This window comes from Micromonospora sp. NBS 11-29, assembly GCF_002140155.1.
In the GTDB taxonomy this organism is placed as follows: Bacteria; Actinomycetota; Actinomycetes; order Mycobacteriales; family Micromonosporaceae; genus Micromonospora.
In genome coordinates, this window is sequence record NZ_NAPR01000006.1 from 184,477 (window position 1) to 195,703 (window position 11,227).

The window sequence follows — 11,227 nt, forward strand, 5'->3', positions numbered from 1 at the left end:
GTCCTCGTTCGGCTCCGCGCGCTCACGGTCGGCTCTCCGGGGGCGGCTCGACCACCTGGCGGCCCTGGCCGGAGACCGGGCAGCTCGTGCGGACCGGACAGACCCGGCACTTGGCGTTGGCCACGGCGGCGAACGTCGAGGCCGCCATCGTGTCGGCGGTCCGGCGGACCAGCGCGGTGGCCCAGCCGGCCTCCGGGCCCGCGCCGGCCGCGGGCTGGGCCTGCTCCCGGGCGTCCCGGGCGCCGGTGCCGAGCTGCACCAACGCCGCCCCGCCGGACTCCCCGCCGAACTCCGCGAAGCCGCCCGCCTCCACCGCCGCCTGGTACGCGCCGAGCTGCGGATGCTCGGCGACCTCCCGCTCGGCGACCGCGGTGGACTTGCCGGTCTTCAGGTCGATCACCACGAGCCGCCCCTCGGCGTCGACCTCCAGCCGGTCCACCCGGCCGGTCAGCTCGACCGGCCGGGCCGGGTCGTCGAGGCGGACCGCGAACTCGTGCTCGATGGCGAGCAGCCGGCGCGGGTTGCCGGCCAGCCAGCGCAGCAACTTGTCGACCATCGCCTCGGCACGCTGCCGCTCCGGCCCGACCATCCACCGGGCGGCCAACTCGATCGCGTCGAACCGGGCGGCCACGTACTCCAGCAGCGCCTCCCGGTCGGCGCTCGCGTCCTCGGCCAGCATCGCGGCGGCGTGCACCAGGTTGCCGACGCCCTGCGCGGCGCTCGCCGGCCCGCTGCCGCCGTGCCGCTCCAGCAGCCAGCGCAGGCTGCACCGCAACGCGCTCTCCATCGCCGACGGGGTGACCCGCACCGGCTCACCCTCGTCGACCAGCGGCCGGTCGTCGGAAAGCCCGCGCAACCCCCACCAGTCGTCCGGGTGCGCGCCGGGCACCCCGGCGGCGGCCAGCCGGGCCAGCTCACCCGCCGCCGCGCGCCGCCGGCCGACCGACACCGCCGGGTCGGTGACCGCGGTACGCAGCTCCGCCACCAACGCGGACAGGGTGAGCCCGCGCGGCGGCAGGGTCACCGGGAGTACGCCGGGCGCCCCGTCCTGCGGATGCTCGTCCCCGTGCGGCACCGGCCCGTCCGACGGCTGTCCCGCGCCGCGCCCGCCGTCGCTGTTCGACCCGTCGGCGTTCTTCCGGCCGTCGCCGCCGTTCGGGCCATCGCCGCTGTTCGACCCGTCGCCGCCGTTCGGGCCGTCGCCGCCGTTCGGGCCGTCGCCGTTCGGGGCGTCGCCGCCGTTCGGGCCGTCGCCGTTCGGGTTCGGCGGGGTGGTGCCGCGCGCGCCGACGGCGGGCGGGTCGCCGGCGACCAGCTCGTGCAGGAAGCGGCTGGGCTGCTCCTCGTGGTCGTCCCCGCCGACCGCAGCGGAGGCGACCGCGGTGACCAGCAGCCGGCGGCGGGCTCGACTGACCGCGACGTGGAACAGCCGCCGCTCCTCGTCCAGCAGCGCCGACGTCTGCCCGACCAGGCTGGCCCGCAGCCCGGCGCCGTCGGCCCGGCCGGCGAGCACGTCCACCAGCCGTTCCGAGCCGAGCAGGCTGCCGCGTAGTCGCAGGTCCGGCCAGACGCCCTCCTGCACCCCGGCCACGGCGACCAGGTCCCACTCCAGGCCCTTGGCGGCGTGCGCGGTGAGCAGGCGTACCGCATCGCCCCGGTCGGCGGCGGCGGCGAGCGTGTCGGCCGGCAACTCCTGCCCGAGCACGTGGTCCAGGAAGACCTCGGTCCGCGCACCCGGCAACCGGTCGGTGAACCGGGCCGCCGCGTCGAAGAGCACCAGCACGGCGTCCAGGTCACGGTCGGCGGCCTCGGCACGCCAGCGCTGGGCCGTCTCGTGCTCGCCGGTGGCCGACCGCCCCCGCGTGATCACCCCGGCCCAGCGCTCGGCCAGCCCGCTCTCCCGCCACACCGCCCAGAGCACGTCCTCCACCGTGCCGCCGGGCGTGCCGGCGGCCTGCCGGGCGGTCGCCAGCAGGTGCGCCACGGCCTGCGCGGGCGCCGCCCAACGACGCTCGATCGTGGCCAGCTCGGCCGGATCCCGCAGCGCCTCGACCAGCAACTCACCGGAGGGGCGGCGGTCGCCGCCGGCCAGCGCGAGCGCCCGCAGCCCCTGACGCAGCCGCCGTTCGGCCAACGGATCCGCGCCGCCCAACGGCGAGTGCAGCAGCGCGACCGCCGACTCCTCGTCGAGCCGGTCGGCTTCGAGCGCGCAGCGGAGCAACAGCAGCAGCGGCGCCACCGCCGGCTGGAGATGCAGCGGCAGATCCTCGCCGTGCACCACCGTGGGTACGCCGGCGGTGTGCAGCGCACGCCGCAGCGACGGCAGTTGTCGACCGGTGGACCGCACCAGCACCGCCATCCGCGACCAGGGCACACCGTCGAGCAGGTGCGCCTCGCGCAGCGCGTGGGCCAGCCAGGCCGACTCGCTGGTCGCCGAGCGGAAGGTGCGCACCTCCACCGCACCGGCCGGCGCGTCGGGCAGCGGGCGCAGCCGCCGGTGCGCCGCCGGACCCCGCAGCCGGCGGGCCAGCCGGGCGGTGGCCGCCAGCAGCTCCGGCCCGGCCCGGTAGGACGTGGTCAGTGTGACCTGGGCGGCGGGCGCGCCGGAGGCGGTCCGGAAGCGGTGCGGGAACGAGGTGACCCCGGCCGGGTCGGCGCCGCGGAACGCGTACGTGGAGGAGTCCGGGTCGGCGAAGACGACCAGGGACTTGCCGCCACCGGCCACCACGGCGAGCAGGTCGAGCTGGGCCGGGTCCGTGTCGGCCAACTCGTCGACGTACACATGGGTCAGCCGGCGACGCTCGGCGGCGAGCAGCTCGGGGTCGTCGCGCAGCATGCCGGTGGCGGCCCGCACCAGCTCCGCCGGGTCGTACGCGACCGAACCCCGGTTGCTGACGTCGCGCAGCGCGAGGACGGCGACGTACTCCCGCAGGAAGCGGGCGGCGGCCGGCCAGTCGTCGCGGCCCAGCTTCTCACCCAGCCGGGCCAGCTCGACCGGGCCGACGCCCCGCTCCGCGGCCCGCATCAGCAGGTCCCGGAGCTGTTGCGCGAACGCCCGGGTGCGCAACGCGGGCCGCAGGTCCTCCGGCCAGCCGACCGGATCGTCGTCCGGCTCCTCGCCGACCACGTCCAGCAGCTCGCGGATGACGAGATCCTGCTCCGGCCCGGTGAGCAGCCGCGGCGACGGCTCACCACGCTCGGCGGCGGCCCGCCGCAGCAGCCCGAAGGCGTACGCCGGGAACGTGCGGACCAGCGGCTCGCGGATGACCCGATGCCCGGCCCCGGCGATCCGCGCCTCGATCCGGTGACGCAGCTCGGTGGCCCCGCGCCGACTGAACGTGAGCACCAGGACGCGCTCCGGGTCGACGCCCTCGGCCACCCGGGCGGCGACCGCCTCGACCAGGGTGGCCGTCTTTCCGGTGCCGGGGCCGCCCACGACCAGCATCGGCCCGCCGGTGTGCGCCACCACCTCGGCCTGCACCGCGTCGGCCCGCCACCGCCCGCCCCCGGCCGGCCCCACCTCGACCGGCGACGACGGCTCCCCCGCCTCCCCGTGCCCCGCCTCCCCGTCCTTCGGCTTCCCGGCCCCCGGGCCCCAGGTTCTTGGCTCGGTCGACCCGCCTCCGGAGCGTGCGGGACCGGCCTCGTCGCCTCGCCGGGAACCGGCTCCGTCGGGGCGCGCGGAGCCAGTGGCCGAATTGGACGGTGCCTCGCCCGGAAGGTGCGCGGCATCGCCCGCCGACCCCCCGGATCGCGGCTCCGTCACGGCCGGCCCGTCGGGCCGGCCCACCCCCTGCCCCGCCCCGGCGTCGTGGGTGACCCCCGCCCCCGCACCGCCGGGCCGGCGCACCAACCGGTACGCCTGCATCACCGACATCCCACCACGCCGGTACGACACCCGGAAACCGACACCGCTGCACGCGCCGCAGCTCACCCGGGCGCCGGGATCGGTCCGCCACCCGGAAGCCGCCCCGGCCCGCGGCAACGCCCGCCATGCCCCGGCGCCGATCGGCGTCGAGCACACTCGCGGCCTCCCGTCCCCGAGTGCTTCCACCGGAACACGCGGAGACACCCATGGCGTTCCACCCACCCGCCCTACGCCCGGCGAGTGGAACAGCATGGGTGTCAAACACACGCCGAGACACCCATGGCGTTCCACCCACCCGGCCTACGCCCGGTGACTGGAACGGTATGGGTGTCGGACGGGGCGGGGCGGAACGGCCGGGGCGAGGGCAGCGCGACAAACGGGGCCGGGAGCAGCGCGGGGCGAGGGCAGCGCGAGGCACAGGCCGGGAGCAGCGCGGGCGAGGGCAGCGCGANACAGCGCGAGGCAGAGGCTAGGGGCGGGTCAGGGGTCGGTCGACCGGGGCCCGGACCGGCGCTGCACCGGCGGACCGGGGGGTCAGGTGAGGCGGGCGTCGATGAGGTCGAGGGCGGCGGGCACGCTGTCGGCGACCATCAGCAGGTCCAGACCGGCCGGCTTGAGGAAGTTGCGCTCGGCCAGGGTGGCGAGCCAGTCGAGCAGCGGCCGGTAGAACCCGTCGGCGTCGATCAGCACCATCGGCTTGGTGTGCAGGGTCAGGGTGGCGGTGGTCCAGACCTCGAACAGTTCGTCGAGCGTGCCCAGCCCGCCCGGCAGCGTGAGGAACGCGTCCGACTTGTCGATCATCAGCGTCTTGCGGCTGGCCATTCCGTCGGTGACCAGCAGTTCGTCGGCGGCCAGGTCGGCGACCTCCAGGTCGACCAGCACCTGCGGGATGACACCGATCGTGCGACCTCCGGCCGCCCGCGCTCCGTCCGTCACCGCGCCCATCATCCCGACGCAGCCGCCGCCACTGACCAGCGTGTGCCCGCGCCGGGCCAGCTCCGCGCCGGTCTCCGTGGCCAACGCCAGCCAGCGGTCGTCGAGGGTACGCGAGGACGCGCAGAACACGCAGACGTTTGCCATGTCAGCGTTCTCCCGCCGGACCCTCGGGGGCGGCCTCGGCTGCGGCCTGCTGGTCGGCGGCCACCCGGGCGACCGCCTCCTCGCGGACCGCCTCCTGCTCGGCGGAGAGCACCGCCTCGGCCTCCACGATGTGTCGGACCGCCTCGTTGACGTCGTCGGTGACGCAGATCAGGTCTAGGTCACCCGGCCCGATCTTGCCCTCGGCGGCCATGCTGTCGCGCAGCCAGTCGAGCAGGCCACCCCAGTAGTCGATGCCCATGAGCACGACCGGGAACCGGGTCACCTTGCCGGTCTGCACCAGGGTGAGCGCCTCGAACAGTTCGTCCATGGTGCCGAAGCCGCCGGGCAGCACCACGAACGCCTGGGCGTACTTGACGAACATGGTCTTGCGGGCGAAGAAGTAGCGGAAGTCGATGGCGAGGTCGACCCAGTCGTTGAGGCCCTGCTCGAACGGCAGCTCGATGCCGAGCCCGACGGAGAGGCCGCCCGCCTCCCCGGCGCCCCGGTTGGCGGCCTCCATCACGCCGGGGCCGCCGCCGGTGATCACCGCGTAGCCGGCCCGGGCCAGGGCGCCGCCCAGTTCCTCGGCCAGTCGGCACTCCGGGCTGTCCGGCTTGCTGCGGGCCGAGCCGAACACGCTGACCGCGGGCGGCAGGTCGGCGAGGGTGTCGAAGCCCTCGACGAACTCGGACAGGATGCGCAGGGCACGCCAGGCGTCCTTGGTCTTCCAGTCGCCTCGGCCCCGGGAGTCGAGCAGCCGTTGGTCCGCGGTGCTGCTCGGGATCGCCTGGTTGCGCAGCGTGACCGCACCCCGGTGCCGCTCGGCCCGTGGCCCCTGCTCAGCCGGCCTCCCGCTGGTCTCACTCATGGGGTCACCGTAGTGGAGCGGGAAAATCTTTGCGATCAAGGCAACTAATTCCCTGGCGCGTACGTCTTACTATTCACATACCCGGTATGCCCGGGCGACGCGCCTTCGGGGGAGGAGCCAGCGTTGATCAGCAACAGCGAGATGATCCGGATCCGCCGGCAGATGCAGCGGCGGATCCGGGACGTGGTGGCCGAGCGCCGCCGCGCCCGGATGATGGAGGCCCACCGTCCCGACCTCGCCGCCGAGACCGGCGAGGCGGACGCGCCGGTGACCACGACCGTCTGACTTCCCCCGGGGCCCGCGTCGACGCGGGCCCCGGTTCGGGTACGTCAGGCCGGGGCGAGCCAGCGGTGCAGGGTGGCCGCACCGTCACGGATCTTGGTCAGCTCGACGTGCTCGTCCTTGTGATGGGCCAGGTTCGGGTCGCCGGGGCCGAAGTTCAGCGCGGGGATGCCCATGGCCGCGAACCGGGCCACGTCCGTCCAGCCGAGCTTGCCGATGGGCGCGGCGCCGACCGCCGCCAGGAACTCCCGTGCCGCCGGGTTGTCCAGCCCCGGGGCCGCGCCGGCCGCCGCGTCGGTGACCGTGAGGTCGAAGCCGGCGAAGACCTCGCGCAGGTGGGCCTCGGCCGCCGCCGGGTCACGGTCCGGGGCGTACCGGTAGTTGATCTCGATTTCGCAGTGGTCGGGGATGACGTTGCCGGCGACCCCGCCGGTGATCCGCACCGCGTTGAGGCCCTCGCGGTAGTCGCAGCCCTCGATGGTCACCCGACGGCCCTCGTACGTGCCCAACCGGCGCAGCACCTCCCCGGCGCCGTGGATGGCGTTCACCCCGTGCCAGGAGCGTGCCGCGTGGGCCCGCTCGCCGCGCGTGGTGACGACCGCCCGCATCGTGCCCTGGCAGCCCGCCTCGACGATCCCGTACGTGGGCTCCAGCAGCACCGCGAAGTCGGCCTCCAGCCACTCGGGGTGGTGCTGCGCGACCAGAGTGAGGCCGTTGTACCGGGACTCGATCTCCTCCGCCTCGTAGAAGAAGTAGGTGACGTCGTAGCGCGGGTCGGGCAGCGTCACCGCCAGATGCAGCGCGAAGGCCACCCCGGACTTCATGTCGGAGGTGCCGCAGCCGTACATCAGGTCGCCGCGCATGGTCGACGGGAAGTTGCCGTTCAACGGGACGGTGTCCAGGTGGCCGGCGAGCACCACGCGCTGCGCCCGACCCAGGTCGGTGCGGGCCATCACCGTGTTCGAGTGACGGGAGGTGCGCAGGTGTGGTACGCCGCGCAGCACCTCCTCGACGCAGTCGGTGATCGCCTTCTCGTTGAGGGAGACCGACTCGATGTCGACCAGGGCGCGGGTCAGCGCCACCGGATCGGCCAGGACCTCGGGGGTCAACGGGTTCTGCATGTCTCGCACGGTACCGTCATCCTCGGTGGGCATGCGGGACACGTTCCGCGCCCACGGCCGCGAGCGGCGGCGGACGTCGCCGCCGCTGGAACGAGAGGTGACACCGTGACGTCCGCACCATCCGCCTGGGGCATCGGCCTGGCCACCGTGACCGCCGACGACCAGGTGCTCGACACCTGGTACCCGACCGGCAAGCTGGGCCTCGGCGAGTTGCCCCTGGTGCCCGGCGAGGACCAGGCCGACGTGCTCGACCTGCCGGCGGGCGCGATCGGTGAGCGGGCGCTGCCCGGCCTGCGCACGGTCGAGGTGACCACGGTGATCGGCTCGCTGGACGACCCGATCAAGGACGCGACCGACGCGTACCTGCGGTTGCACCTGCTCTCCCACCGCCTGGTGCGGCCCAACGAGCTGAACCTCGACGGCATCTTCGGCCAGCTTGCCAACGTGGCCTGGACCTCGGCCGGGCCGTGCCCGCCGGAGCGGGTGGACGAGCTGCGCGTGATCGAGCGGGCCGCCGGCCGGCACCTGGCCGTGTACGGGGTGGACAAGTTCCCCCGGATGACCGACTACGTGGTGCCCGCCGGGGTGCGGATCGCCGACGCGGACCGGGTCCGCCTCGGCGCGCACCTGGCCGCCGGCACCACCGTGATGCACGAGGGCTTCGTCAACTTCAACGCCGGCACGCTGGGCACCTCGATGGTCGAGGGGCGGATCGTGCAGGGCGTGGTGGTCGGGGACGGCTCCGACATCGGCGGCGGCGCCTCGATCATGGGCACGCTCTCCGGTGGCGGCACCGAGCGGGTGCGGATCGGCGAGCGCAGCCTGATCGGCGCGAACGCGGGCGTCGGGATCACGCTCGGCGACGACTGCGTGGTGGAGGCCGGCTGCTACGTCACCGCCGCCTCGAAGATCACGCTGCCGGACGGCCGGGTGGTCAAGGGCCGCGAGCTGTCCGGCGTCGACGGCCTGCTCTTCTGGCGCAACTCGGTGACCGGCGCGCTGGAGGCCAGGCCGCGCACCGGGCGGGGCATCGAGCTGAACGCCGCCCTGCACGCCAACGACTGACCACCCGTCCGGGCCCGCGACGCGCGCGTCGCGGGNGCCGCCGTCGTCACGGGCCGAGGCCCGCAGCGACACGTAGCCCGGGCCGGCCGGGTGCACGACGGTCGCCGCCCAGCCCGCGCCCCGCTTCTTCAGCGCTGCCTTCCGCCACGTCTTCCCGCCGTCGTAGGAGACGTCGACGGTGAGCGCCGCGACCGTGCCGGACGGCGCGCCGGGCTGGCGCTGCACCGCCACCGGAACGGTGAACGTCCGGCCGGCCGGCGCGGTGCCGTCCACCGACAGCGACGGGGTGAACCGGACCGCCATCGCCGGCAGCCGCGCCGGCTTCTCGCCCGGCACCCGCTTGGAGCGGAATGTCCAGCTCGTCGAGACCTCGGTGCTCAGGTCGGTGAAGGAACGCTTCGCCGTGGTGTCCACCCGGTAGTTCGCCGCGCCCGGTGGCACCTCGAACTCGCCGTACCCGGCGTAGGGCACCTCGCCGACCAGCTTGCCGTTGCGGTAGAGCGCGGTGTGCTCGGTGTCGTTGATCGAGCCGCCGGGGTGTCCGTCCGCGTCGCTGTGCGTCGGCAGCCAGACCACGACGGTGTCACCGGTGCGGGTGATGCCCTGCTCGGGCAGACGCGGCTGCGGGAAGGACGGGCCGAACGGGGCGTTGTTCCAGTCCTCCCGGTAGGTCCGGCCGGCCTGGTAACGGGTCGGGCCGGACTCCAGCACCGCCTGCACCTGGAGCCAGCCGTCGGGGTCCCGCTCGCCGAAGCCCAGTTGGGAGCTCCAGCGCGTCCGGGCGGTGGTGACGTACTCGATGCGCTTCCCCGGCACCGGGACCGGCAGGCCGACCGCCGAACCGCCCATCTTGTAGTCGGGCTCCGGGAAGATGGCCCGTTCGGTCCCCCCGGTGTAGCCGCCCGCGAACCGGTTCGTGACGGTGGCCAGGTCGGCCGGCTGGTAGTGCCGGACGAAGCCGGTCGGGTAGCGGCCGGGGAACAGCTCGTTCAACCCGTAGAGGTACGGGCTGCGTTCCGGCGCCTTCGCGTCGGTCCACTGGCTGGCCAACGCGCCGACGAAGACCTTGTCGGAGACGGCGCGACCGATCTGCGCCGAGTAGAGGCCGTCGAAGGTGTCCGTCCAGAGCCCGAAGCTGGCGTAGTAGTCGCCGAAGCCCCAGGCGGCCGAGAAGTCGATCAGCAGCGGGATCGCGCCGCGCTGCGGCACGGTGGTGCGGACCGGCTTCGCCCGTCGGGCGTCCAGGGTGAGCCGCTGGTTCCCGGTCACCACCAGCTCCGGCTGGGTCAGCATGGAGATCTCCGTCCAGCGCTGGCCGTCGTCCACGAAGAGCAGGCTCTGGACGCCGTAGCGGCCCTTGGGCAGCCGGGTCTTGATCTCGCCGGCACCGAACACGTCGCGGGCGGCGCCGTCGGCGAGCCCGACCAGGGTGGTGAAGTAGTCCGCGGTGGGAGCGCCGGCCCGGTTCCGGTGGTCCAGGGTCAGGTCGTAGCTCTCCACCTCACGGTTGACCGCCAGCGGGGTCACCGCCACGGCGTCGCCGGACCGGGCCACGAGCCGGCCGGTCCAGTGCCCGTCGACGCCGAGTCGGGTGTCCACCACGACGGTGGCCTGGGCGGTACCGCCCGCCGGGACGGTGAGCCGGGAGGCGCTGAGGGTGATCATCCCGGCCGGCGCGGACCGCCCGCCCGGACCGGTGAACTCGACGCCCAGGTCGAGCACGAGCGGGGCGCTGCCGTCGTTGCGGTAGGTGACGGTCCGGCTGATCGGCTGGTCGTCGCCGTGCGGCCAGAGCGCGACGCCGAACGACACCGAGGCCGGTTCGCTGGTGATCTGCTCGGTGATCGCGTGGGCCAGGTCGACCCGGCCGGCGCCCTGCTGGAAGACGGTCTGCTCCGGGTGCGGGCGGGCCGAGGCCATCAGCGTCGCCTTGTAGCGGCTCGCGTTCCAGCCGGGGTGCTGCTGGGCGATCAGCGCCACCGCGCCGGCGACGTGGGGCGTGGCCATCGAGGTGCCGGAGAGGGCGACGTACCGGTCCCCCACCGGGTCGCCGATCTGACCGTTGGCGGCCCGGGCGGCCACGATCTCGACGCCCGGCGCGGTGATGTCCGGCTTGATCGCCCCGTCGCCGACCCTCGGCCCACGACTGGAGAACTCGGCCAGCTCGTCGTCGCGGTCGACCGCGCCGACCGCCAGCGCGGCGTCGGCGGTGGCCGGTGAGCCGACCGAACCGTCGGCGCCGTCGTTGCCGGCGGCGATCACGAAGAGCGAGCCGGTCTGCGCGGTGAGCGTCTCGACCGCCTGCTCCAGCGGGTCGACCTCCGGGGTGTCGTAGCCGCCCAGGCTCAGGTTGATCACGGTGGCGTGCTGCTCGGCCGCCGCCCACTGCATGCCCGCCAGGATCGCCGACTCGGTGCAGCCGTACGTCTCGCAGACCTTGCCGGAGAGCAGCGTGGCGTCCGGGGCCACGCCGCGGTACCTCCCGCCGGAGGCGGCGCCGCTGCCGGCGATGATCGAGGCGACGTGGGTGCCGTGCCCGACGATGTCGTCGGGGTCCGTCTCCTCGCTGAAGTTACGCGACTCGGCGACCTTGCCGGCCAGGTCCGGGTGGGTGAGGTCGACGCCGGTGTCGAGCACCGCGACCTTGACGCCCTTGCCGGTGTACCCGGCGGACCAGGCCGCCGGCGCGCCGATCTGCGGCACGCTGTGGTCCAACGTCAGCGCGCGGCGGCCGTCCAGCCAGATCCGGTCGACGCCTCCCGCCGCGTCGAGCCGGGCACCGGACCGGTCCGCGCCGACCGCGTGCCAGAACGTGGCGGCGTCGCCCTTGGCCGCGACGACCGCCGCGCCGCCGATCGCCGGCAGGTCGCGGATCACCCGGGTGCCGGCCGGCGGGGCCACCGCGCGACGGGCCACCCCCGGACGGTACGACAGCAGCAGCGG

At 74.7% G+C, this 11,227-nt stretch carries 6 protein-coding genes and 1 pseudogene; 2 read left to right on the forward strand and 5 right to left on the reverse strand.

The genetic code is table 11. The features are described from left to right. Positions 1-22 precede the first annotated feature (22 nt). The 3 genes from B1205_RS08530 to B1205_RS08540 all read right to left on the reverse strand — a co-directional run bounded on the left by B1205_RS08530 (position 23) and on the right by B1205_RS08540 (position 5,816). Positions 23-3,868: an ATP-dependent helicase gene (locus tag B1205_RS08530; RefSeq protein ID WP_254909824.1), complete on the reverse strand. Its 3,846-nt coding sequence runs from the start codon at positions 3,866-3,868 to the stop codon at positions 23-25. 534 nt (positions 3,869-4,402) lie between these two features. Further along, the gene (locus tag B1205_RS08535) at positions 4,403-4,948 is read right to left on the reverse strand and encodes a TIGR00730 family Rossman fold protein (protein WP_089155111.1); all 546 of its coding nucleotides are present in this window, start codon (positions 4,946-4,948) and stop codon (positions 4,403-4,405) included. Between the two features lies 1 nt (position 4,949). After that, positions 4,950-5,816: a TIGR00730 family Rossman fold protein gene (locus tag B1205_RS08540; protein ID WP_089155112.1), complete on the reverse strand. Its 867-nt coding sequence runs from the start codon at positions 5,814-5,816 to the stop codon at positions 4,950-4,952. Positions 5,817-5,939: 123 nt separating this feature from the next. On the opposite strand from B1205_RS08540, the gene B1205_RS29605 reads away from it, so the two are divergent. Continuing rightward, a complete protein-coding gene (locus B1205_RS29605) occupies positions 5,940-6,101 on the forward strand; it encodes a hypothetical protein (RefSeq protein WP_176308499.1) in 162 nt (53 codons plus the stop codon). 44 nt (positions 6,102-6,145) lie between these two features. Here the strand turns inward: B1205_RS29605 and dapE are convergent, their stop codons facing one another. Next, complete coding sequence (gene dapE, locus B1205_RS08545) at positions 6,146-7,219, reverse strand: succinyl-diaminopimelate desuccinylase (protein WP_176308517.1); 1,074 nt, start codon at positions 7,217-7,219, stop codon at positions 6,146-6,148. Positions 7,220-7,324: 105 nt separating this feature from the next. Between dapE and dapD the strand changes: the two genes are divergently transcribed. Next, positions 7,325-8,284, forward strand: a complete 960-nt coding sequence (gene dapD, locus B1205_RS08550; protein WP_089155384.1) for a 2,3,4,5-tetrahydropyridine-2,6-dicarboxylate N-succinyltransferase — start codon at positions 7,325-7,327, stop codon at positions 8,282-8,284. A 1,926-nt stretch (positions 8,285-10,210) separates the two neighbouring features. Here the strand turns inward: dapD and B1205_RS31085 are convergent. After that, positions 10,211-11,200: pseudogene (locus B1205_RS31085) on the reverse strand (S8 family serine peptidase); the annotation flags it as partial. Positions 11,201-11,227: the final 27 nt, after the last annotated feature.